This is a genomic window from Pseudarthrobacter sp. J47 (assembly GCF_049810315.1).
Taxonomy (GTDB): Bacteria; Actinomycetota; Actinomycetes; order Actinomycetales; family Micrococcaceae; genus Arthrobacter.
In genome coordinates, this window is record NZ_CP187358.1 from 3,853,312 (window position 1) to 3,874,139 (window position 20,828).

Genomic DNA, 20,828 nt, shown 5'->3' on the forward strand with positions numbered 1-20,828 from the left:
TTCTATCCTCTTCGTGCGAGTGTGGTGCGGAACGTCGTCGTGGCTGCCCATTGGTGAATGAGCCAGGCGACGGCAAGATACGCCAGCGGGGCGAACCCGGAAACCCAAATGTTTGAGGGATTTAGTGCCGCAAACGACAGTGCCATCACGGCGCCGAACAGTAGTGCCGTGCTTGCTTCCCACAGCATTCTTGGCAGGAGGATTGATCTCCACGTTTTTCCTGCTGTGTGTTGGACGAACCAGCGACGTCGCCGCAGCAGCGCGAAGATCCAGGCGGTAACGCTCACGCACATGACGAGCGCAAGTACGGCGAGGGCTATAGCTGCAGCACCGAGTTGCGCGTTGCGCTGCTTGGACTGGGCGTCATAGAGACCTAAATCGGCTATCCGGTCGATTGATAGAACCTCGGCGCCCATATCCCGTTGCTTAACGAGCTCTCTGACTTGTTCAGGGTCAGTGAATACGATGTTGCCTCGGCTCACGGCCGAGGCCAGGAAGGAGTCATCGAACTGGGCGAGGTCATTCGTCGAGAGGATCAGAGGACGTTGATTGGTGTCCAAAGTTCCTGACATGCTTCCTGATACGACAATCGGGAGGTCGCCGGTGTTGCTGTATAGCTGAACGTCCAGTCCTTTTCGGGACGTAGTCCACAACTTCAAATTGGGAAGAAGTTGACGTTGGATCGACTCCGGCAGTTCTTGCAGGGACTGGACGGCAGCGGCTGGTTCCCAGGTCGCCCCGCCGGTTCTGTTGACGGTGTCAAGGTAACGCTCGTCGGCAATGACGATGCTGTCAAAGCCCAGCTTCTTCAGGTCCGCGGCCCCCTCGTCGTCTACGAGATCGACCGTGTCAGAGCTCAACGACATCGAGAACATGGCCGCGTCCCGCTTCGCCAGGTCTCTGGTTAGGCCGGCGAATGCCGCGTTCTCAGCGTCTCCTAGCCGGTTTGCGATACGCACTGTCACGCTGTCGCCCATAGATTCCCATATTGCGCCTTGGGTGGTGGCGGCCGAAGCGTTGGCCACAACGCCGGAAACTGTGGGCAAGATTGCGGCCACGATGACGACTGCAGCTACTTTCAGTAGCTCGCTGATCACCCAAGAACCTCGTTCCGACGGTCGTCGGGCCGCAATGTCCCGTACGGAGGGAAGGGTTAGCATCCCCATCAGCAGTGCCACGACCATGGCAAATGCTGCCACCACGCCGGTAAACAGCGCGAGGGTCGAGATGAAGAACGCGGGCCGGCCAAACCCGGTTGCCATCACGACCAGGACGGCAGCCCCGAAAGTCGCGGCGGCAGGTATGGCTAGCGCTCCGAACAGCGAGCGAAGGTCGGTGAGCACGATCGTTGACAGACGCATACCGGCCATGATTCGTAGCTCCCGGCCACGGGCGCGCAGCACGTACCATGACATGATCGTCGCGCCCAGCAGCAGAATGGCCGCCGACATCGGTACCCATGCTCCAACTGTTAACAGCGCATAGGCAAGCAAACCGATGGGCGTTTTTTCGTTTAGGGAAGCGTCCGCCCTCAACTCGCTCGTCGCCCAAGCCTGGAAGGATGCTGCTTGAGTGTCACTGGCGTATAGGGCATAAACGCCGTTCAGTGAGGTGAAGCCGAGATCGCTCGACTTGGTGATCGATCCACTCATGGTTGGAGAGAACCAATCAATATCTTTGTTCTCGAGATTTCCAGAACCGAAGACGAATGCGATGCGTTTATTCAAAAAATCGTCTGGCGCACTCGCCACTCGAGTTATGCCGATTCCCGAGTAATCCGCGTAGTCGTCTAATCGGTCAACGATTTCGTCTCGCGAAAGTGGGCTGCTGTCGAAGCGAATTGATGAGACATAATCAGCGTCGGGTAGACCATCCAGGTCCGCCGCCGCTGCATAGACACCGGCAACTAAAGCAATCAACGCTGCGATCGCCACGGCGGCAAAACGGATAAGTAGCTTCAACATGTTTCCACCCTACGGTCCCGTGCTGCACCGCATTTGCACGCGATGCAGCACGAGGACACTTCTGTTAGCAAGCGACGATTGTTAAGGGCAACCGACGATGCGGTAGTACGCGCGGTTGTTTTGGAAGCTGGTCGTGGGTTGGGAGTTGTTTGCCCATGTACCTGCAGCCACGTTGGGCGAAGACGAGTAGCCCCAGTCATTCTCCGTCGACGACCCATGACACTTGACTTGGTTGTAGTAGTCAGAGAAGAGATGCACTCCTCCCGTGACGCCGTAGTTCCATACTCCCCCTTCGGATGGATATACGGTCGCGGCTACTGCCGCTGCACCTCCGGCTGCTGTCAAGCCTAAGGTAAGGACTCCCACTGCAATGCGGTGACGAATGTTCATGCTAATTCACCCCTTTGTTCTGATTCCCAATATGCCCACGCAAATCACTCCTGAACTCAAAACGAGACAGGACCAGAGTGTTTGTGTCGGCATCCATTTTTTAGATCACCAGAGATTCCCTCAATGCCTGAATGAACCAGGAAGAGTGTGACGCCCCCAATGTCTGGGCCAACCATAAATGGCGTTTACAAAAAAAGCCAGTCAAGCGCCAAACAGGATCGTGGCCGTGGCACATATAGATGACCCATTCAAAAAATGCCAGTCAAGTGCCAACTGGCTCGTGGCCCTGCTTTCGCCGAGAACGCGGCTCACTGAGGCCTCCCCTGTACATCAAAACCCACTCCTCGTTGGAGTGGCGTCGTGCCTGCGCTTCCTCATGTGGCCGGTTGGATGAGCTCAGGGCCGTTATTGCGGACGCTGTTGACCCGCTCGCTGACGATCCGCGGCGTTAGAGCCGGCTCTGGCAGGGAGTCCAGCAGCTGCTGGACATCGTTCTTGTCGGTAAGATGCGGATCCAGCCATTCGGTGAACCTGTTCCTGGGGAGGACGACCGGAGAGCGGTCATGGACGTGCCCCAGGGCGTCCTGGGTTGTTGTCGTAAGCACGGTGCAGCTGAGCAACCATAGTCCCGCCCCTCAACTGCCAAAACCCCATCTTGCGATGCCGGGAGGGATGCACCTGGTTCATTTCTATTTCCCAAGGTGAGAGCCTCTCACCCGGTTTGGTGTGAATTTTGACGGTTTTTTCCTGTGCGGATCTGTTGCACACGCTGGTAGGAAATCCCCAGGACCTGACGGATATCCGGGAGGGACATACCAGCATCAACAAGTGCCGCGACCACCTTGCGGCGCTTTTGTGCTGCCTGGCTTTGGAGTTCACCACCCTGGACTCTTAGGTGCGCCGCCTCGGCCCATTTCTGCCGGGCCTGATCCTCGACATCAAAAGATACATCCAGAATGATTTTCCCAGGGGATGACATCAGAGAAGCAGCCTCCTCAGTGGCTGTCCTTGTTGCTGTTTTCAGATCCGGAGCCGAAGCGGATACGTGCGGGGCATCCGTGGTGATGTTCCACCGGTTACCCGCCCAGGTTGCTGTGGCTGGTATATGAACTGAGGGACCCTCTCCTGCCTGGGCACGGAAATCGGAGATTGGGCGACCGGCACGGATCCACTCATCAAGTTTGTCCGGGTCATACTGTCGGGCGCGTTCCCCCGCCTTGGGTGGAGTGCGCAGGTCCTCCGGCGTGCCGTTGATTTTGCTCATCAGGGCTCTGAACGAGGCAACCGAGAGCCCCGCGCGAGCGGCTGCTTGATCAACATCCAGCGAACGGTTGGCTTCTTGTGCTGAAGAGGTTTCAAATGTCACTCGAGGTCCTTGGTCAGTAGGCGAGCCGATGTGATGGCCGATTTTTTGGAAGCCCTGATGGCAGTTGGCTTCGACAGATATGCGCGCTGGTGTTAGCGGCCATGAAAAACTGCCCATAGGCGGCCACGAAAGTGCCCGCTGGCGGCCAGCAGAACTGCCCGCCGGTGGCCATGAGATCTGCCCACTTCCTTACTTGTTCCTGCCGCGTCTTTAAGCGGTGGGGGCCTCTCCCTGCGGTTTGATGACGGTGTCTAAGCGCACCAAAAGCGAACCAGGAAGAGGCCCTGTATGAAGTCTGACGGAGAAATCATGGAAATTCTTGCTGCCTACGATCTGACCGGATCGTTGCGCGCCACCGCGGAGCTCACGGGCTGCTCGCACCACACCGTTGCTAAACACGTCACCGCCCGTGACGCGGGCCGGCCGATCGGGGAACCCGCGGCCCGCGGCCGGGTCACCGACGCGTTCCTGCCCAAGATCGAGGAATGGATCGAAGCCTCCAAGGGCCGGATCCGGGCCGACAAGGCCCACGAAAAGCTCCTCGCTCTGGGCTACACCGGTTCGGAACGGTCTACCCGCCGGGCGATCGCGCAGGTCAAAGCCGCGTGGCGGCTGGGCCACACCCGCGTCCACCGGCCGTGGATCACAGAACCGGGGATGTGGTTGCAGTACGACTTCGGCGACGGGCCCCGGATCGGCGGGGTGAAGACCATCCTTTTCGTGGCCTGGCTGGCGTTCTCACGCTTCCGCATCGTGATCCCGCTCAGGGACAGGACCGCGCCGAGCGTGTTCGCGGCCCTGGACCGGTGCTTCCGGATCCTCGGAGGGGCGCCGACCTATGTCCTCACGGACAACGAGAAGACCGTCACCACCGCCCACGTCGCCGGGGTCCCGGTGCGCAACCAGCAGACCCTGGACTTCGCCCGGCACTACGGGGTGACCGTGCTGACCTGCCAACCGGCGGACCCGGCCACCAAAGGCGGAGTCGAAGCGTCCGTGAAACTCGCCAAGGCCGACCTCGTGCCCAAAGACACCAACCTCCGCGATGACTACCGCACCTTCGCCGAGCTCGAGGCCGCCTGCACGGCGTTCATGGACGAGGTCAATCACCGTGAGCACCGGACGACGCGGCGGAAACCCGCGGCCATGCTCGCCGAGGAAGCCCCGCGGCTGCACCGGATCCCGGACACCGCCCACACGGTCGCGTTCGGCCTGGCCCGCGGCGTTCCGGAGAACACCCCAATGGTCACCTTCGAAAACGCCCAGTACTCCGTCCCGGCCCACCTGCTCGGAGCCCGGGTGTTCGTCCGCACCCACGGCACCGGGCCCGGCGAGCAGGTCATCATCGTCCACCACGGCACGACCGGGCCCGTCGAAGTCGCCCGCCACGAACGGGCACGGCCCGGCAGCCCCGCCATCAACGACGAACACTTCCCCGGAACCCGGGCGAAGCTCCCCGGCGACTACGAGGTGAGGGCCCGCAGCGCGGACGAGGCCGCGTTCCTGGCCATCGGCGAAGGCGCCAGAACCTGGCTCGTCGAGGCCGCCGCGGCCGGGACCGCAAGGATGAACGTGAAAATGGCCGAAGCCGTTACGCTGGCCAAAATCGCCGGCACTGATCAGGTCGACCGGGCCCTGGGCGACGCCGCCCTGCACGGCCGGTTCGCGCACCCGGACCTCGCCTCGATCTTGAACGCCAACATCCGCCGCACTACCACCCACGCCGCCAACGAAGCCACCTCCCTCACCCAAGGAACAGGGGCGTGGGCCGCGATCGGCAACCCCGCAACCATCACCACGCCGGAGGAGGCCCGATGAGCCCCGTCACCACGACCAATACCGTGGCTCCGCCGCTACCGGCGGACCTGGAGGCCCTGATGCGGTCCCTGAAAATGCCCCACGCCCGGGCGCTGGCCCCGGACCTGATCGCGACCGCCCGCGCCCAGCGGTGGGAACCGGCCGAGGTCATCAAGGCCCTCTTCACGGAGGAAGCCGCCGGCCGGGCCCGGTCCATGCTCGCTTCCCGCCGCAAAGCAGCCGGGTTCCCGACCGGGAAGACCTTCGAGGCGTGGGACCCTGCAGCGTCCTCCATCCCGGGCCCGACCCAGCAGGCACTGCGGACCCTGGAATGGATCACCCGCAGGGAAAAAACTTGGTCGTCTGCGGGCCCTCGGGGACGGGGAAGACGTTCTTCCTCGAAGCCCTCGGCCAGCAGGCCGTCGAAGCCGGAATGCGGGTCGCTTGGTTCAGGCTCGAGGACCTCGGCGTCCTCATCCGCGCCCACCGAACCGATGACAGCGTCACCCGGGCCGTTGCCCGGATCCTGCGCGCCGAGCTCGTGGTCATCGATGATATTGGTCTGTTGCCCGTGGCCACGGACGCCGCCGAAGGCCTCTACCGGGTCGTGGACGCAGCCTACGAAAAACGCTCCGTCGCGATCAGCTCCAACCTCCACCCCGCCGGGTTCGATGAGCTCATGCCCAAAACCCTCGCCACCGCCACCGTTGACCGACTGCTGCACCACGCCCACGTCTGCCAGACCAGCGGCGATTCCGTCCGTCTTACCCAGGCCCTCGCCGGAAAAGGAGTGACCCGCTTGAACTGACCAACCCAACGATGGCCGACCCCGCCGAAACGAATCAGTGGGCAGATCTGTTGGCCATAACCGGGCAGTTTTACTGGCCACCAGCGGGCACATCAACTGGCCGCCCATGGGCAGAACGTAATGGCCATTGACACGCTGGCAGACGGGGGTCCGCTGGCTCATGTTGCTTCACCTTCGCAGATCTTGGCTTGGGTGATGATCCAGGACGGGTGCAAGGCATGTCCCCCTTTCACTTGGTAGGGGCAGCCAGGGGGCGAAGCATTAGTCCTGACCCGGGAGCATGATGGTCACCACGGGAAGGCTGGTGTCGCCTGGTCCGATGTGGAGGTGGAGCACAAGGGACCGGCGCCCGGCGCCCGGTTCTGATGCCGGCACGCGCCACATCCTTACCGGGATCCGGTCGGCACCGGTGTGGCCTGCCGCAATGGCGGCCTGGTATGACGCTCGAAGAAGCTCCCTGACGCGTTCATTTTCGTTCTGCTGGGCGCCGGCTGGTTCCGGCCATGCGACACCCTCCTCCCAGGCTTCGCTGGTGATAGCCACCGGCATGATGAATCCTGCCTCGGCCGCGCGTTCCGTGATGTCCCTGCAACACCTTCAGCGATCGCCTGCTGGCGGCTGTACACGGAGAAAATCCGTGCGTCTTTGAAGAGATCTTCCATACTTCCTCCTCGGTAGGACTGCTGTTTAGCCGAAGCAACCGGCCGGTAACCAAGGCGGTCAGTAAGATCGCAGCATGAGTGAGACCGGCAGCAATTCCGTCACCCTTCGTTTCCTGGCGGCCCCCACCGACGTGGGCCGCAGCGGGTCAGTGGACGCAGGCACCGTCCTGGAATGGGTGGATAAAGCCGCCTATGCCGCCGCGGTTGGCTGGTCCAAGTCCTACTGCGTCACCGCCTACGTGGGCAACATCCACTTTGCCGATCCGGTCAACAGCGGGGACATGGTGGAGGTGGAGGCCACCATCGTCTACACCGGCAGGTCCTCCATGCATATCCGCACCGTGGTGTCCTCCGGGGATCCCAAGGGCGGCGCCGCCACCATGCGCAGCCAGTGCATGGTCATCTTCGTGGCAGTCGGTCAGGACGGCAAGCCGGTTCCTGTTCCGGAATACGTGCCCTCCACCCCCGCGGAGATTGAACAGCGTGAGCAGGCGATCGCGCGTATCGACGTGCGCGAACGCATCGTGGAAGCCATGAACGCCCAGGAATATACCGACGCCGGGACGGCCGAACGCGTGACGCTACGGTTTATGGCGGCCCCTACAGACGTGAACTGGGGCGGCAAGGTGCACGGCGGGATTGTGATGAAGTGGATTGACGAAGCCGCATACGTCTGCGCCTCACGGTACTCGGGCAAGGACACCGTGGCGGTCTTTTCCGGTGGTGTGCGCTTCTACCGGCCGCTGCTGATCGGCCACGTTGTGGAGGTGGAGGCCCGCCTGGTCTACACCGGAACCAAGGGCATGCACGTTGCCGTCCACGTCCGTTCCGGGGACCCGAAGACCGGCGAGCTGAACCTCACCACCTACTGCCTGACCGTTATGGTGGCCCGCGATGCCGAGGGGACCTCCGTCCCCATCCCGCAGTGGGTTCCGGTCTCAGAGGAGGACCGCCGGCTCCACGCACACGCCCGTGACCTGCTGGAAATCCGCGGCACAGCGCCGGGGAACAGGCTGCCCAACCACCTGCTGCAGGCCCGGCCGGCCTGAGGATCCCCGTGGACTTTGAGCTGCCCGCCCCCGACTTCACCCTGAGCCCCATCACGGGCTGGACCCGGGCGCACCGGGCGTAACGGCTAGAAGCCGCCGCCCCCGGCATCGCCGGCCATGTTCGCAAACCGGGAGTAGTGGCCTTGAAAGGCCACCACGATGTCCTTGGTGGGGCCGTTACGGTGCTTGGCAATCAGGATGTCCGCTTCACCGGCGCGCGGCGATTCCTTGTCATAGACGTCCTCGCGGTGCAGCAGGATCACCATGTCGGCGTCCTGCTCAATGGAGCCGGATTCGCGGAGGTCAGAGACCATGGGCCGCTTGTCCTGGCGCTGCTCGGAACCACGGTTCAGCTGGGACAGCGCGATCACGGGCACCTGGAGTTCTTTGGCCAGCAGCTTGAGGGCACGGGAGAACTCGGAAACTTCCTGCTGGCGGGATTCCACCTTTTTGCCGGAGCTCATCAGCTGCAGGTAGTCCAGGATCACCAGTTTGAGGTCATGCTGCTGCTTCAGGCGGCGGCATTTGGCGCGGATCTCCATCAGGGACATGTTGGGGCTGTCGTCAATGAAGAGCGGTGCGTCATTCATCCGGCCCATGGTGGTGGCGATCTTGGACCATTGCTCGTCCTTGATGGTGCCCTTGCGGAGGTCCTGCAGGCCGATGGTTGCCTCGGCGGACAGCAGCCTCATGGCGATTTCGTTCCGGCCCATTTCCAGGGAGAACATCACGGTGGCGAGGTTGTTCTTGATGGCCGCGGAGCGCGCGAAGTCCAGTGCAAACGTGGATTTACCGACGGCGGGGCGCGCGGCGATGACGATCATCTGGCCGGGGTGCAGGCCGTGGGTGAGCTCGTCCAACTCATAGAAGCCGGTGGGAACGCCCACCATGCCTTCGCCACGGTGACCGGAGGCCTCGATTTCATCCACCGTGGACTCCATCACGTCCTTGAGGACCACGTAGTCCTCAGCCGTGCGGCGTTCGGCCACGGCGTAGACCTCTGCCTGGGCCTGGTTGACCAGGTCCTCCACTTCGCCGTCGGAGCCGTAGCCCAGCTGGACGATCTTGGTGCCGGCGTTGACCAGGCGCCGGAGGACGGCGCGCTCGGCGACGATCTCCGCGTAGTATCCGGCGTTCGCCGCGGTGGGAACCGTCTGGATCAGCTCGTGGAGGTACGCCGGGCCACCGATGCGGTTGATCTCGGCGCGCTTGGTGAGTTCATCCGAGACGGTGACGGCGTCAGCAGGCTCGCCGCGGCCGTAGAGGTCCAGGATGGCCTCATAGATGGTCTCGTGCGCCGGGCGGTAGAAGTCCTGGCCGCGGAGGATTTCCACAACGTCAGCAATGGCGTCCTTGGACAGCATCATGCCGCCCAGTACCGACTGTTCGGCGGCGATGTCCTGCGGCGGCTTGCGGCTGCCTTCGGATGCCCGGGTGCCCTCGAGCGAGTCCAGATGCGTTACTGACAAAGCTGCCGACCTCCGTTGTGTGCCGCGCAGTAGCCTGCGGCGGGTAGTGCTCCTCTAGCCCGCTGTTCCTGTGGAACAGCTGACCCCAGTCAATCCGAAGGGACTGACATTCCTGTGGCAGAACGTGGTCTGTCCACGGGCGGTGTCCGCGCGCGCGGGTTTTCCACAGTATCCACAGGTTTTCCACAAGACATGGGCCATCACGGGCCCGGAACCGTTCGAGCCCGCCAGTTCATGCCCGGGGGTCAGCTGATTGCACGTTCACAACAGCTATCCCGCTACGGTAGTCCCCCTGTTCCAGCGGACCAAGCCCGCCCTTCCGGTGCTCTGTGGATAACCTGTGCATTAAGCCACGCTGCTTGTGCACAGCTTGTGGGTCCAGCTGTGGACAGGAAATTTCTTTAGCTCAAAAAGCGGGCCTGACCTGCGAAAACGTTATTCCGCCCGTGTGGAGGAAAAGTTTTTTTAGCCAACCTTCATCCACAACCCGAAGCTGGGCGCTGGGGATACCGGAAAGTAACTGCGTGTGGCACGCATCGTTTTTATGCCCATACTGTGATGGATACCACAGTCAGTGGATAAATCCGGGGCGTCCTCGGTCCGATTGATATGCAGGTCACGGAATATGCTGTGGATAACCGGCATCTGGCATAAGCTCTTAAGCATGGGCGAGATACTGGTGATGGTTCTGCCGCTGTTGATCTTCGTTGCCGTATTTTGGGGGCTGGCTACCGCCCTCAAACCGCGCGACACCGGCATTTCGGATGCCGAACGCTACCAGCAGGTCCTGGCGGCCAAGTCCGCCGAACATGACCGCGCGCAGGTGCGGGCTGCCATGGAGGCCAGGGCCAGGATCGCCGCAACGATCCGCCCCAGCCAGAACACCGCTTCGGCGGCCGAACAACAGCAGGCGGCTGCCGCGCGGCAACACCGCTTCCCGCCACATATGCCCGGAAATAACTAGATCGGCTTTAACTCCATGGAATCGCTTATTGTCCCAATCCTGATCCTGGCGATCGTGGCCGCAGGGGTGGCACTTGCCGCGCGGGCCATTTCCCGGCGTTCCGGGGCCGCCCGCCCAACCGCCACGGGTGCCGACGCAGGCCCAGATGACGACGCCGGCCGGAAGGCGGCAGCAGCACAGGACCAGCGCGAATTGGCCAGGCAGGCCTCCGCCAGGCTGTCCGCTGAGCAGCACCGCAGGATCTACGCGCTGATTGCACAGGGGCAGGCAGTCTCGGCCATCAAGGCCTACAACCAGTCAACGGGCCAGGGCCTGCGGGCCGCACGGGACGCAGTGGTTGCCCTGGCAGCGCACCCGCAGCCCCACCAGGTGGAACAGCCTGCGCAGGAGCCAATGCCCGACGTCGAGGGGCAGCCGGAGCGCTTTGCTTACCGCTACCGGGCCATCGCCAGCAAGGGCGAGATCACCCGTGAGGTCAGCAGCAACATGCTCAACGACGAGATCTACGGCCGCATCAGGGACATGGCCAGGAACGGCAACCCGGAGGCGGCAGCAACCGCCCTGGCCAGGCACTCAGACATCAGCCCCGCTGAGGCCCGGGAGTTCATCGCCCTGCTGGAGGACTAGCGGTTCGGCAGTACATAAGCTTGGGCCATGGTGAACCTGGTCCTCGGCCTCATTTTTGCTGGACTCTTCTTTGCGTCCTACCAGACAGACAGGCGCCGGTTGCGCAACGGCGTACTGCTGGTGGTGGCGGTGTGGCTCCTGGTCCAGGCCCTGCTGGAGCTGCTGATCTCGCTGGATCCATGGTTCGAATGGCTGAGCCTGCTGGTGCTGCTGGGGCCGCCGCTGTGCGCATTTGTGTTCGCCGGGTTCCTGATCGCCAACGGGGTCACCATGGTCCGCCGGGAGGGCCGCGGGATCAGCAGCCTCCTGCCGTTCGCGGTGGGGCTTGCCGTCTTCATGGCGCCAGTGGTGGCATTCCTCTTTGTTATCAGCGGCCAGCCCGTTCTGGCCGGCCTGGCTGCCTTCGCCTTCTTCCTCTGCTCCTACCTCGGGTGCGCCTTTGTGGTGTTCCTGGGTTACGCCATTGTGTATTCGAAGCTGAAGTTCAATCCGAATCCCGCAGCCATCATCATCCTCGGTTCAGGGCTCATTGACGGGAAGGTACCGCCGCTTCTCGCCTCCCGGCTGAACCGGGCCCTGGAGATTTACGACGGCGCCACGCTGGGCCGCCCGGTGCTGGTTCCTTCCGGGGGCCAGGGCGCCGACGAACCACGTCCGGAGTCCACGGCCATGAAGGAATACCTGGTCAGCCAGGGCGCAGGCGCGGACGACGTGGTGGAGGAGGATCGGGCCACCACAACCCGGGAAAACCTTGACTACTCGGCAGCACTCCTGGCGGGCCGGGGCATCCACGGGCCGCTCCTGGTGTGTACCAACAACTACCATGTGCTGCCGGCGGCCCTGCTGACCCGCAGGGCGCGCCTGAACGCCGAGGTGGTGGGCGCGCCAACGGCCAGCTACTTTGTGCCCAGCGCCTTCCTGCGCGAATTCGTGGCCGTTATGCGGGACAACTGCCTCACCAACATCCTCGTGGGCGTGCCCATGCTGGGCGTGGCAGCCCTCATCACGGTGGGGCTGATGAACTCCCCGGTGGTTTAGGCCACCAGGGCTTTCCGGCTAGAAGTCGAACAGGTCCCCCAGCCAGCCTTCCTTCTTCTTCCGGCGCCGGCCGTACTGGTCATAACCGCGCTGGTCGTAGCCATGTTTGTCATAGCCCCTGTCGTTGTACCGGGGCTCGTTGTAGCGGGGTTCGCTGTAGTTCCGCGACTGCCGCTGGGGTTCATAGTTCGGGTACAGGGGCGGCGGGGCCATGCCCTGCTGGGGGGCGGGAGCGGCGGCCGGTGGCTGTGCGGAGGCCTGCCCCGCATCGAGCTGCGCGGCACGGTCCAGGATCTTATCCAGCTCGCCCCGGTCCAGCCACACTCCACGGCACTGCGGGCAGTAGTCGATCTCCACGCCGCTTCGTTCGCTCATAACAAGGTCATTTGAATCCACAGGACACTTCATGCCCGGGTCAACGAACGGTTCCCGCCAAGGGTTCCGCCGCCGGCGCTACCGTCCTGCGGAAATGCCGGCCAGCAGCTGCTCGAACGGCAGCGATTCCATGGCGTCCGGCTTGCGGCGCCCGGGCTCGTTTCCGGCGAGCATGCCTGCGAACTCCGTGGCCGCCCGCTCGATCCGGCCCGAAAGGGGCGTGCTGCCCTCTTCCGTGCTTCCCCAGTCCATCGGCCCGGCGAAGATGCCGGTGGCCACAATGCGGGAGCGCAGGTAGCTGAAGAGCGGCCGCATGGCGTGGTCGAGCACCATCTGGTGGCGGTCGGTGCCGCCGGTGGCACCCAGGAGGACTACCGTGCCGTCCAGTGACTTCGGATCCAGTACGTCGATGAAGGATTTGAAGAGTCCGCTGTAGGAGGCGCTGAACACCGGGCTGACCGCGATGATGCCATCGGCGTTTTCTGCTCCGGCAATGATTTCGGCCAGACGGGGTGCGGCGTAGCCGGTGACGAAGTTGTTGGCGATGTCCACGGCGTAATCCCGCAGTTCAACAATCTGGACTTCGGCGCGGTAGCCGGCGTCGGCGAGGCGTCGTTCCGTGGCAGCGGCCAGCTGGTCTGCCAGCAGCCTGCTCGACGACGGGACGCCCAGGCCGGCGGAAAGAACGGTTATGCGGCGGGTTTCCACAGCGTGCTCCTCTTGGATCGGAAGTTCATGCGTTTGCATCTACTTTCCCCAACGGTACACCTTGGGAAGTTATTCCCGCATGTTTTGCCCTATGCCACCACAGTGCCGGTGATGCAGGTGACGGCGCCGCCGCCCACCCAGATGTCCCCATCAACAGCTTCCACATGGACGCGCCCTGCCCGGCCCAGCACCGTTCCCTGCGCCGCAACGTACCGGGAAGGAGCCCGGCCGCTGCCCATCAGCCACTGCGCAGCGCCGGCGTTGAAGCTTCCCGTCACAGGATCCTCCGCGGCCGCGTCGCCGGGGATAAACGTGCGCACCTCAAAATCAATGTCCCCTGAACTGTAGGGGCCTATGACTCCCACCTTCAGGCCCTCCAGCGCCGCAAAATCCACCTCCAGGCCCAGGACCTGTTCCGCCGACTCCAGCAGGACCCCAATCCAGTCCGGCCCGTTGACCAGCCAGGATGCATCGAACAGTGCCGTGCGCGGCAGCCGCAACCCTGCAGCGATCCGCACCAGATCCGCCTCATCCACCGGCTCAAACCGCGTCAAGGGCGGCGCAGCGAAAGCCAGCCGGCCGCCGTCGAGCCTTACCCTGACCAGCCCCGCGCCACACTCCTGGACCAGCACGCCATCCTTCCTGGGCACACCCCCGGACTCCAGCCAGGCATGCGCCGAGCCCAGCGTCGGGTGTCCGGCGAAGGGAAACTCCTCTTGTGCCGTGAAGATCCGCACGCGGTAATCGGCCTCCGGATGGGTGGGCGGCAGCAGGAACGTCGTCTCTGAGAGGTTGGTCCAGTTAGCAAACTGCTGCATCTGCACATCTGTCATGGCCTCAGCGTCCACCACAACCGCCAGCGGATTCCCCCGGTACGGCTCGTCGGTGAAGACATCCACCTGGGTGAAGGGACGACGGCGGCTGGCTGGGGCGGGATTGAGGTTCACCGGTGCAGGCTATCACCGCAGCCGGGGCATCCTGACAAGTATCCGCGGCTCTGCAAGACTGCTGGCATGAGCCAGAACAAAACCCGGGTGACGGGCGCCTCCGCCACGGAATTCGTCGAAGCAGTCGAACACCCTGTGCGGCGGGCTGACGGGCTCCGCCTGCTGGAAATGATGGGCACTGTCACCGGTGAAGAACCCCGGATGTGGGGCGAATCCATCGTGGGCTTCGGCAGCTACCACTACAGGTACGCCACGGGCCACGAGGGCGATGCGGCCGCCGTAGGTTTCTCGCCCCGCAAGGCAAGCCTGTCCCTCTATGGACTGAGCTCAGCGCCGGAAGCGGAAGAGCTGCTGGCCAGGCTGGGAAAGCACAAGCTGGGAGCAGGCTGCCTCTACATCAACAAGCTCGCGGACGTCGACGTCGAGGTCCTCACGGAGCTGGTCCGCGCCGGGTACCGGTATTACACGACGGAAGTCCACCACTCCTGACCCGCTCCTGACTCGCGAGGTGGCAGTTCGCGGCAGTCCCGGGCCGCCAGACTGCTGCGAAGTGCCATCTCGACGCGTGCTGGGCGTACCAAAAAAGACCCCCGCCGCCGGCTACGGCAACGGGGGTCTTCCTGCAGTCAGATGACTGGGTACTGCTACTTGCCTGCGACGACGTCGAGCTCGATCACAGCGGCAACGTCAGCGTGGAGGCGGACGTTGGCCTGGTAGGAACCAACCGACTTGATGTGAGCCGGCAGTTCAACCTTGCGCTTGTCGATGCTGCCAAGGCCAGCGGCCTCAACAGCGTCAGCAACGTCAGCCTGCTTGACGGTGCCGAACAGACGGCCGGACTCGCCGGCCTTGACGACCAGCTTGACCGGCTTGGCGGAGAGAGCAGCAGCCTGCTTCTGGGCATCTTCCAGGGAAGCGTGCTCACGTGCAGCGCGGGCAGCCTTGATGGACTCAACCTGCTTCTCGCCACCCTTGGTCCAGGTCAGGGCGAAGTTGCGGGGCAGAAGGAAGTTACGTGCGTAACCGTTCTTAACCTCAACAACATCGCCTGCAGCACCGAGACCGGTTACTTCGTGGGTCAAAATGACTTTTGCCATGTTAGTTAATCCCTTCCCTAGCCGCGGCCAGCGCCGGAGTAAGGCAGCAGGGCAACTTCGCGGGCGTTCTTGATTGCCTGGGCGATCTTGCGCTGTTCCTGCACCGTGACGCCAGTGACGCGACGGGCGCGGATCTTTCCGCGGTCGGAGATGAACTTGCGCAGCAATGCTACGTCCTTGTAGTCGATGACAGTGATGTCAGCGGCCTTCAAGGGGTTGGACTTTGGTTTGGGCTTACGGAGTTCAGCCTTAGCCATCGTGGAGCTCCTTTTCTATGGAGCCCGTGGATATTGATCCACGGGATGGTGGTGGCACGACGTCGGCTCTTACCTGTGGTGCCTTGCGGCACCCGGGTAGGTCCCGGCGTCGGGCCTTAATTTTTTGTTTTAGAAGGGCGGTTCGGAATCGGGACCGTTGCCCCAGCCGCCTGCGTTGGAGACGCCGGGCGTAGCCCAGGGATCCTCCTGTGCAGCCTGCTGGTTGCCGCCGCCCCAGTTTCCGCCGGAGTTGCCGCCCTGGTTTCCACCAGGGTTGCCGCCGAAGCCACCGCCGCTGTTGCCGCCGCCGAAGCCACCCTGCCCGCCGCCGGAGCGCTGGGTACGGTTGACCTTGGCGTTGGCGTAGCGCAGGCTGGGGCCGATTTCGTCGACCTCAAGCTCAATAACGGTGCGCTTTTCGCCTTCTTTTGTTTCGTAGGAGCGGCTCTTCAACCGGCCGGAAACGATCACGCGCATGCCCTTGGTGAGGGATTCGGCGACGTTCTCGGCAGCTTCACGCCATACAGCGGCGCGGAGGAACAGGGTTTCCCCGTCCTTCCACTCGTTGGACTGGCGATCGAAAGTACGCGGGGTGGAAGCGATGGTGAAGTTCGCTACTGCCGAACCTGACGGTGTGAACCGCAGTTCCGGGTCATTGGTGAGGTTACCGATGACCGTAATGGTGGTCTCGCCTGCCATCTACTGCCTCCTTAGTTCGATCCTGGATGAAGAGTTCCTGCGGGTGAAGAATGTTGGTGGAGCTGAATTACTCAGCAACAACCTTCTGCTCTTCGGGGCGGGTGATCTTGGTGCGCATGATGGTCTCGTTAAGAGACAGCAGGCGGTCAAGTTCCTTGGCGGTTTCCGGTGTAGCGGTGAAGTTCACCACGGCGTAGATACCTTCGGACTTCTTCTTGATGTCGTATGCCAGACGGCGACGGCCCCAGATGTCAACCTTTTCGATGGTTCCACCATCGTTGGTGATGACAGACAGGAACTTCTGAAGCGACGGCTCAACGGAACGCTCTTCGACCTCGGGGTCGATGATTACCATCAATTCGTAAGGACGCATATGTGAACCCACCTCCTTTGGGCTAAGCGGTTACGGCATTTCCGTAACAGGAGGTTCATTTGCGATGCTGCACTGCGCCGCTTCTCCAAACCGGAGGCAGGGCGCAGCACAGACTTCACTATCTTAGTGCATCTGATCGGCTGAGGCGATTCCATCGTGGAACAAACGCTAATAGGCGCGCCGCCGGGACAGAACCCGGCGGCGCGCCTATGTGGATAACGGGACTTACGACGCCGGGCCGGCACCTACCACTGCGACTTCATCTTCTGCGCGACCTTCCGCGCGCTCAACGGTGGGATCCGCAGCGTCTCCGGGGCCGCCCTTCCGGTAGCGCCAGACACCGAGCGCAACCACCACGGCCGCGAGGGCGAGGGAGAGCAGCAGCGATTCGCGGGTGGATTCCAGGACCACCATGCCGATGATCAGGGCAACGATGCTGGCGATGGAAACCCAGGTCAGGTAGGGGAAGAGCCACATTTTCAGGGCCAGGTCCTTGGCCGCCGCCCCCATCCGCTTGCGCAGGATGAGCTGGGAGGAGGCAATGACCAGCCACACGAACAGGGCAATCGCACCGGAGGTGTTGACCAGGAACAGGAACACCGTGTCCGGCGCAATGTAGTTCAGGCCGACCGTGATGAATCCTACGACTGTTGAGGCCAGGACGGCGGAGGCGGGAACGCCGCGGCGGGACACCTTGGTCCAGGCCGCGGGGGCGTCGCCGCGACGGGAGAGGGAGAAGAGCATCCGGCTGGCGGTGTAGAGGCCGGAGTTGAGGCAGGACAGCACCGAGGTCAGCACCACGATGTCCATGATGGTGCCGGCACCGGGGACGCCGAAGAGCTCGATGACTGCCACGTACGGGCTCTTGGCCACGCTGGCATCGTTCCACGGCAGCAGGGTCACCACGATGGCGATCGAGCCGATGTAGAACACCAGGATGCGCCACACGGTGGACTTTACGGCCTTCTTGACGGCGTCCACGGGGTTCTCGGACTCGCCCGCTGCGATGGTGGCGATCTCGGCGCCGAAGAAGGAGAAGACCACTACCAGGATGCCGGCCAGGACGGCGCCGGCCCCGTTCGGCATAAAGCCGCCGTTGTCCAGCAGGTTGCTCAGGCCCGGCGCGGGAACGCCCGGAACCAGGCCCATGATGGCTGCGGCGCCGAACAGCAGGAACAGGACGATTGCGGCGACCTTGATGGAGGCGAACCAGAATTCGAACTCACCGTAGGACTTCACGGAACCCAGGTTGGTGAGGGTGAGCAGGACCATCAGCAGCAGCGCCCAGACCCATTGGTCGATTCCGGGAACCCAGCGGTGCATGATTGCCGCGCCGGCCGTGGCCTCAATGCCCAACACGATGATCCAGAACCAGGCGTACAGCCAGCCGATGCTGAATCCGGCCCAGCGGCCCAGCGCCTTGTCAGCGTACGTGGAGAACGAGCCGGTTTCCGGGTTGGCTGCCGCCATCTCGCCCAGCATGCGCATCACCAGGATGACAACGAGGCCTGCGGCGACATAGGCCAGCAGGATACCGGGGCCTGCCTGCTGGATAGCGGCGCCTGAACCGACGAAGAGCCCGGCGCCGATCACGCCGGCAATGGCGATCATCGAGAGGTGCCGCGGCTTGAGGGACTTGGTGAGTTGCTGGTCAGCGTTCAAGGCGCCGTCCTTCCTGGTGAATCCGAAAATGCCGTGCGCTGCATGTGTGATGCGCGTCGCCGGGACTTTCACATTAGGTGGCTCAAACAGGTGGCGGACCTGTGCAATCCCACAATGTGACGGGTCTCCATTCAGCCGGACAGCCAGTTTTCAGGGGTCCAAAGCAACATCTGTTGCCCATCAGGCATCACGGAAACCGGCCGGAAATATCCCCCAAATCGGCATAGGCCGTCAAATCAAAGGGTTGTGCTTTCACTACTTAGCGGTACTATGTACTGGTAGCTAGTAACACTGAGTAGTGAAACAAGGAGGTGTCCGATGGGCAAGCAAATGACCGAGATGCTCAAAGGAACACTGGAGGGCATCGTCCTTGCCCTCCTGACCGGGAAGCCGGCGTACGGGTATGAGATCACCACGCTGCTCCGGTCGCAGGGCTTCTCCGAAATCGCCGAGGGCACCGTGTACGCGCTCCTGGTGCGGATTGAGCAGAAAGGCCTTGTCGACGTCGAAAAACGGCCGTCCGAAAAGGGCCCACCGCGCAAGGTGTACACCCTCAACGCCAAGGGCAGGCAGGAACTCGAGGAGTTCTGGAACACCTGGCGCTTCCTGGCAGAACGTATTGAACAACTTCACGAAAGAGAGAACTGATCATGGCAGCCAAATGGATCGAAGCAATCACCGGATCGCTCGAACAGAAGAAGCAGTACAAGGAAGCGAAGGCACGCCTGGAAGCGCTGCCGGAGCCGTACCGGACTGCTGCAGGCGGCTTCAACCGCTACCTGATGTACTACGGCGGCGTGACCGACGGCGACACCATGGTGCAGATGCTGGCGGACCTGGCAGACCTCTGGGAGCGGGCGGCCGTGGATGGCACCCCGGTTTCCGAAATCGTGGGCGAAGACCCGGTCGAGTTCGCTGAGTCCTTTGCCCAGGCCTACGGCGGGAAGCGCTGGATCGACAAGGAGCGTGCCCGCCTGGTGGAGGCAGTCAACGACGCAAAAAGAAGGGAAGCGGGATCATGAGCACTGCAACGCAAACCCGGCAGCCCGCCATCCGTGTGCAGGGTGTTGAAAAGTCCTTCAAGGACCTTCACGTCCTGCGGGGTGTGGACTTCGAGGTGGCTCCGGGCAGCATCTTCGCCCTCCTGGGTTCCAACGGCGCGGGGAAAACCACCATGGTGAAGATCCTTTCCACCCTTTTGAAGGCCGACGGCGGCGCAAGCACAGTTAATGGCTTCGACGTCGCCTCGGAGGCGCTGAAAGTCCGGGAATCGATCAGCCTCACGGGCCAGTTCGCAGCCGTGGACGAGATCCTGTCCGGCCGCGAGAACCTGGTGCTGGTGGCCAGGCTCCGCCACCTGAAAAACCCCGGCGGCATTGCGGACGGGCTCCTGGCGCAGTTCAACCTCACTGAGGCAGGGCCCCGGAAAGTCTCCACCTACTCGGGCGGCATGCGCCGCCGCCTGGACATTGCCATGAGCCTGATCGGCCAGCCGAAGGTGATCTTCCTGGACGAGCCCACCACAGGGCTGGACCCCGAGGCGCGGCTGGACGTCTGGCGGATCATCAAGGACCTGTCCCGGCAGGGAACCACCGTGCTGCTCACCACCCAGTACCTTGACGAGGCGGAGCAGCTCGCGGACCGGATTGCCATCCTGCATGGGGGCCGGATCATCGCGAACGGCACCCTGGCCGAACTGAAGCGGCTGCTGCCGCCGGCCAAGGTGGAATACGTGGAGAAGCAGCCCACCCTGGAGGAGATCTTCCTCGCCCTGGTGGGCACCAACAGCAAAGAACCAAGTGGGGAACTGTCATGAGCCAGCACTTCTTAGGGGATACGTCCGTCCTGTTGGGGCGGTCCATGCGGCACATTTTCCGCAGCGTGGACACCATCATCACCACCGCGATCACCCCGATCGCCCTGATGCTGCTGTTCGTCTACGTGTTCGGTGGCGCCATCATGGCCGGCGGCGGCAACTACGTGAACTACCTGCTGCCGGGGATCATGCTGATCGCCATCGCCTCAGGCATCGCCTACACGGCCCTGCGGGTGTTCACCGATATGACCAGCGGCATCTTCGAACGGTTTCAGTCCATGCCCATTGCCCGGTCCTCCGTACTGTGGGCGCACGTCCTGACGTCCCTGGTGGCCAACGGACTGTCCCTGGTGATCATTGTGCTGATCGCCCTGGCCATGGGCTTCCGGACCTCCGCCGGGGTGCTGGAATGGCTGGCCGTGATCGGGATCCTGGCACTCTTTACCCTGGCCCTCACGTGGATTGCCATCATCGCCGGCCTCTCCGCCAAATCCGTGGACGGCGCCACGGGGTTCTCCTACCCGATGATCTTCCTGCCGTTCATCAGCTCCGCGTTCGTTCCCACGGAAACCATGCCGGGGCCGGTGCGCGCGTTCGCCGAAAACCAGCCGGTCACCTCGATCGTCAACACCATCCAGGACCTGTTCTCAGGCCAGCCCGTGGGCAGCGATATCTGGGTGGCGCTTGCCTGGTGCGTAGGGATCCTTGTTGCAGCCTACGTCTTCGCGATGATGGCTTACCGGCGGAAGATCAACTAGGA

25 protein-coding genes are annotated in these 20,828 nt (G+C 63.0%); 11 read left to right on the top strand and 14 right to left on the bottom strand.

Annotation, left to right across the window (positions count from 1 at the left end; translation table 11 throughout):
- Nucleotides 1-2: 2 nt before the first annotated feature.
- The 4 genes from ACPJW8_RS17775 to ACPJW8_RS17790 all read right to left on the bottom strand — a co-directional run bounded on the left by ACPJW8_RS17775 (nucleotide 3) and on the right by ACPJW8_RS17790 (nucleotide 3,720).
- Nucleotides 3-1,964 carry a hypothetical protein gene (locus ACPJW8_RS17775; RefSeq protein ID WP_330189015.1) on the bottom strand — a complete coding sequence of 654 codons (1,962 nt, stop codon included), beginning with the start codon at nucleotides 1,962-1,964 and terminating at the stop codon, nucleotides 3-5.
- An 81-nt stretch (nucleotides 1,965-2,045) separates the two neighbouring features.
- Nucleotides 2,046-2,354, bottom strand: a complete 309-nt coding sequence (locus ACPJW8_RS17780; RefSeq protein ID WP_425256373.1) for a lactococcin 972 family bacteriocin — start codon at nucleotides 2,352-2,354, stop codon at nucleotides 2,046-2,048.
- Nucleotides 2,355-2,728: 374 nt separating this feature from the next.
- Complete coding sequence (locus tag ACPJW8_RS17785; RefSeq protein WP_425256374.1) at nucleotides 2,729-2,959, bottom strand: SOS response-associated peptidase family protein; 231 nt, start codon at nucleotides 2,957-2,959, stop codon at nucleotides 2,729-2,731.
- A 107-nt stretch (nucleotides 2,960-3,066) separates the two neighbouring features.
- Nucleotides 3,067-3,720, bottom strand: coding sequence for a hypothetical protein (locus ACPJW8_RS17790; RefSeq protein WP_330189013.1), 654 nt, complete (start codon nucleotides 3,718-3,720; stop codon nucleotides 3,067-3,069).
- 288 nt (nucleotides 3,721-4,008) lie between these two features.
- Between ACPJW8_RS17790 and istA the strand changes: the two genes are divergently transcribed.
- Entirely contained in the window at nucleotides 4,009-5,538 is a 1,530-nt protein-coding gene (istA, locus tag ACPJW8_RS17795) for an IS21 family transposase (RefSeq protein WP_237428196.1), read from the top strand.
- A gap of 310 nt (nucleotides 5,539-5,848) precedes the next feature.
- Complete coding sequence (locus ACPJW8_RS17800; protein WP_425256375.1) at nucleotides 5,849-6,325, top strand: ATP-binding protein; 477 nt, start codon at nucleotides 5,849-5,851, stop codon at nucleotides 6,323-6,325.
- Between the two features lie 261 nt (nucleotides 6,326-6,586).
- Here ACPJW8_RS17800 and ACPJW8_RS17805 read toward each other — a convergent pair whose 3' ends face one another.
- Nucleotides 6,587-6,874, bottom strand: coding sequence for a DUF6573 family protein (locus tag ACPJW8_RS17805; RefSeq protein ID WP_425256376.1), 288 nt, complete (start codon nucleotides 6,872-6,874; stop codon nucleotides 6,587-6,589).
- Between the two features lie 187 nt (nucleotides 6,875-7,061).
- Here ACPJW8_RS17805 and ACPJW8_RS17810 point away from each other — a divergent pair, with 187 nt between their 5' ends.
- Nucleotides 7,062-8,036: an acyl-CoA thioesterase gene (locus ACPJW8_RS17810; RefSeq protein ID WP_330188869.1), complete on the top strand. Its 975-nt coding sequence runs from the start codon at nucleotides 7,062-7,064 to the stop codon at nucleotides 8,034-8,036.
- An 86-nt stretch (nucleotides 8,037-8,122) separates the two neighbouring features.
- On the opposite strand, the gene dnaB is transcribed toward ACPJW8_RS17810, so the two are convergent.
- Entirely contained in the window at nucleotides 8,123-9,505 is a 1,383-nt protein-coding gene (gene dnaB / locus ACPJW8_RS17815) for a replicative DNA helicase (RefSeq protein ID WP_330188870.1), read from the bottom strand.
- A gap of 664 nt (nucleotides 9,506-10,169) precedes the next feature.
- Between dnaB and ACPJW8_RS17820 the strand changes: the two genes are divergently transcribed.
- The 3 genes from ACPJW8_RS17820 to ACPJW8_RS17830 are packed head-to-tail and all read left to right on the top strand — an operon-like array spanning nucleotide 10,170 to nucleotide 12,134.
- Entirely contained in the window at nucleotides 10,170-10,469 is a 300-nt protein-coding gene (locus ACPJW8_RS17820; RefSeq protein ID WP_330188871.1) for a hypothetical protein, read from the top strand.
- 15 nt (nucleotides 10,470-10,484) lie between these two features.
- The gene (locus ACPJW8_RS17825; RefSeq protein ID WP_330188872.1) at nucleotides 10,485-11,096 is read left to right on the top strand and encodes a hypothetical protein; all 612 of its coding nucleotides are present in this window, start codon (nucleotides 10,485-10,487) and stop codon (nucleotides 11,094-11,096) included.
- A 27-nt stretch (nucleotides 11,097-11,123) separates the two neighbouring features.
- Nucleotides 11,124-12,134, top strand: a complete 1,011-nt coding sequence (locus ACPJW8_RS17830; protein ID WP_330188873.1) for a YdcF family protein — start codon at nucleotides 11,124-11,126, stop codon at nucleotides 12,132-12,134.
- Between the two features lie 18 nt (nucleotides 12,135-12,152).
- Here the strand turns inward: ACPJW8_RS17830 and ACPJW8_RS17835 are convergent, their stop codons facing one another.
- The 3 genes from ACPJW8_RS17835 to ACPJW8_RS17845 all read right to left on the bottom strand — a co-directional run bounded on the left by ACPJW8_RS17835 (nucleotide 12,153) and on the right by ACPJW8_RS17845 (nucleotide 14,164).
- A complete protein-coding gene (locus tag ACPJW8_RS17835; protein WP_425256377.1) occupies nucleotides 12,153-12,509 on the bottom strand; it encodes a zf-TFIIB domain-containing protein in 357 nt (118 codons plus the stop codon).
- A 78-nt stretch (nucleotides 12,510-12,587) separates the two neighbouring features.
- The gene (locus ACPJW8_RS17840) at nucleotides 12,588-13,217 is read right to left on the bottom strand and encodes an FMN reductase (protein WP_330188875.1); all 630 of its coding nucleotides are present in this window, start codon (nucleotides 13,215-13,217) and stop codon (nucleotides 12,588-12,590) included.
- 89 nt (nucleotides 13,218-13,306) lie between these two features.
- Nucleotides 13,307-14,164, bottom strand: a complete 858-nt coding sequence (locus tag ACPJW8_RS17845) for a PhzF family phenazine biosynthesis protein (protein WP_330188876.1) — start codon at nucleotides 14,162-14,164, stop codon at nucleotides 13,307-13,309.
- 66 nt (nucleotides 14,165-14,230) lie between these two features.
- Between ACPJW8_RS17845 and ACPJW8_RS17850 the strand changes: the two genes are divergently transcribed.
- Complete coding sequence (locus tag ACPJW8_RS17850; protein ID WP_330188877.1) at nucleotides 14,231-14,653, top strand: DUF1801 domain-containing protein; 423 nt, start codon at nucleotides 14,231-14,233, stop codon at nucleotides 14,651-14,653.
- A 155-nt stretch (nucleotides 14,654-14,808) separates the two neighbouring features.
- On the opposite strand, the gene rplI is transcribed toward ACPJW8_RS17850, so the two are convergent.
- The 5 genes from rplI to ACPJW8_RS17875 all read right to left on the bottom strand — a co-directional run bounded on the left by rplI (nucleotide 14,809) and on the right by ACPJW8_RS17875 (nucleotide 18,252).
- Nucleotides 14,809-15,261 (bottom strand): 50S ribosomal protein L9, encoded by a 453-nt coding sequence (rplI, locus tag ACPJW8_RS17855; RefSeq protein WP_330188878.1) that lies wholly within the window; start codon nucleotides 15,259-15,261, stop codon nucleotides 14,809-14,811.
- 17 nt (nucleotides 15,262-15,278) lie between these two features.
- Entirely contained in the window at nucleotides 15,279-15,518 is a 240-nt protein-coding gene (gene rpsR, locus ACPJW8_RS17860; RefSeq protein ID WP_003800144.1) for a 30S ribosomal protein S18, read from the bottom strand.
- 129 nt (nucleotides 15,519-15,647) lie between these two features.
- Nucleotides 15,648-16,217, bottom strand: a complete 570-nt coding sequence (locus ACPJW8_RS17865) for a single-stranded DNA-binding protein (RefSeq protein ID WP_330188879.1) — start codon at nucleotides 16,215-16,217, stop codon at nucleotides 15,648-15,650.
- A 67-nt stretch (nucleotides 16,218-16,284) separates the two neighbouring features.
- Nucleotides 16,285-16,590, bottom strand: coding sequence for a 30S ribosomal protein S6 (rpsF, locus tag ACPJW8_RS17870; protein WP_330188880.1), 306 nt, complete (start codon nucleotides 16,588-16,590; stop codon nucleotides 16,285-16,287).
- Between the two features lie 225 nt (nucleotides 16,591-16,815).
- Complete coding sequence (locus tag ACPJW8_RS17875) at nucleotides 16,816-18,252, bottom strand: amino acid permease (RefSeq protein WP_330188882.1); 1,437 nt, start codon at nucleotides 18,250-18,252, stop codon at nucleotides 16,816-16,818.
- 318 nt (nucleotides 18,253-18,570) lie between these two features.
- Here ACPJW8_RS17875 and ACPJW8_RS17880 point away from each other — a divergent pair, with 318 nt between their 5' ends.
- Genes ACPJW8_RS17880 through ACPJW8_RS17895 form a run of 4 tightly spaced genes read left to right on the top strand, consistent with a single transcriptional unit; the run spans nucleotide 18,571 to nucleotide 20,826 of the window.
- Entirely contained in the window at nucleotides 18,571-18,900 is a 330-nt protein-coding gene (locus ACPJW8_RS17880) for a PadR family transcriptional regulator (RefSeq protein WP_330188883.1), read from the top strand.
- Between the two features lie 2 nt (nucleotides 18,901-18,902).
- Nucleotides 18,903-19,274 carry a DUF1048 domain-containing protein gene (locus ACPJW8_RS17885; protein ID WP_330188884.1) on the top strand — a complete coding sequence of 124 codons (372 nt, stop codon included), beginning with the start codon at nucleotides 18,903-18,905 and terminating at the stop codon, nucleotides 19,272-19,274.
- The gene (locus ACPJW8_RS17890; RefSeq protein WP_330188885.1) at nucleotides 19,271-20,068 is read left to right on the top strand and encodes an ABC transporter ATP-binding protein; all 798 of its coding nucleotides are present in this window, start codon (nucleotides 19,271-19,273) and stop codon (nucleotides 20,066-20,068) included. Before ACPJW8_RS17885 ends, ACPJW8_RS17890 begins: the two co-directional genes overlap by 4 nt.
- The gene (locus ACPJW8_RS17895) at nucleotides 20,065-20,826 is read left to right on the top strand and encodes an ABC transporter permease (RefSeq protein WP_330188886.1); all 762 of its coding nucleotides are present in this window, start codon (nucleotides 20,065-20,067) and stop codon (nucleotides 20,824-20,826) included. The genes ACPJW8_RS17890 and ACPJW8_RS17895 overlap by 4 nt, the downstream gene beginning before the upstream one ends.
- The last annotated feature ends 2 nt before the right edge of the window (nucleotides 20,827-20,828 follow it).

Excerpts from the sequence above, each read along its gene's own strand:
- ACPJW8_RS17775 (WP_330189015.1), bottom strand. The coding sequence starts at position 1,964 with ATGTTGAAGCTACTTATCCGTTTTGCCGCCGTGGCGATCGCAGCGTTG.
- ACPJW8_RS17780 (WP_425256373.1), bottom strand. The coding sequence starts at position 2,354 with ATGAACATTCGTCACCGCATTGCAGTGGGAGTCCTTACCTTAGGCTTG.
- istA (WP_237428196.1), top strand. The coding sequence starts at position 4,009 with ATGAAGTCTGACGGAGAAATCATGGAAATTCTTGCTGCCTACGATCTG.
- ACPJW8_RS17800 (WP_425256375.1), top strand. The coding sequence starts at position 5,849 with ATGGATCACCCGCAGGGAAAAAACTTGGTCGTCTGCGGGCCCTCGGGG.
- ACPJW8_RS17805 (WP_425256376.1), bottom strand. The coding sequence starts at position 6,874 with ATGCCGGTGGCTATCACCAGCGAAGCCTGGGAGGAGGGTGTCGCATGG.
- ACPJW8_RS17810 (WP_330188869.1), top strand. The coding sequence starts at position 7,062 with ATGAGTGAGACCGGCAGCAATTCCGTCACCCTTCGTTTCCTGGCGGCC.
- ACPJW8_RS17820 (WP_330188871.1), top strand. The coding sequence starts at position 10,170 with ATGGGCGAGATACTGGTGATGGTTCTGCCGCTGTTGATCTTCGTTGCC.
- ACPJW8_RS17825 (WP_330188872.1), top strand. The coding sequence starts at position 10,485 with ATGGAATCGCTTATTGTCCCAATCCTGATCCTGGCGATCGTGGCCGCA.
- ACPJW8_RS17830 (WP_330188873.1), top strand. The coding sequence starts at position 11,124 with ATGGTGAACCTGGTCCTCGGCCTCATTTTTGCTGGACTCTTCTTTGCG.
- ACPJW8_RS17835 (WP_425256377.1), bottom strand. The coding sequence starts at position 12,509 with ATGAGCGAACGAAGCGGCGTGGAGATCGACTACTGCCCGCAGTGCCGT.
- ACPJW8_RS17850 (WP_330188877.1), top strand. The coding sequence starts at position 14,231 with ATGAGCCAGAACAAAACCCGGGTGACGGGCGCCTCCGCCACGGAATTC.
- rplI (WP_330188878.1), bottom strand. The coding sequence starts at position 15,261 with ATGGCAAAAGTCATTTTGACCCACGAAGTAACCGGTCTCGGTGCTGCA.
- rpsR (WP_003800144.1), bottom strand. The coding sequence starts at position 15,518 with ATGGCTAAGGCTGAACTCCGTAAGCCCAAACCAAAGTCCAACCCCTTG.
- ACPJW8_RS17865 (WP_330188879.1), bottom strand. The coding sequence starts at position 16,217 with ATGGCAGGCGAGACCACCATTACGGTCATCGGTAACCTCACCAATGAC.
- rpsF (WP_330188880.1), bottom strand. The coding sequence starts at position 16,590 with ATGCGTCCTTACGAATTGATGGTAATCATCGACCCCGAGGTCGAAGAG.
- ACPJW8_RS17880 (WP_330188883.1), top strand. The coding sequence starts at position 18,571 with ATGGGCAAGCAAATGACCGAGATGCTCAAAGGAACACTGGAGGGCATC.
- ACPJW8_RS17885 (WP_330188884.1), top strand. The coding sequence starts at position 18,903 with ATGGCAGCCAAATGGATCGAAGCAATCACCGGATCGCTCGAACAGAAG.
- ACPJW8_RS17890 (WP_330188885.1), top strand. The coding sequence starts at position 19,271 with ATGAGCACTGCAACGCAAACCCGGCAGCCCGCCATCCGTGTGCAGGGT.
- ACPJW8_RS17895 (WP_330188886.1), top strand. The coding sequence starts at position 20,065 with ATGAGCCAGCACTTCTTAGGGGATACGTCCGTCCTGTTGGGGCGGTCC.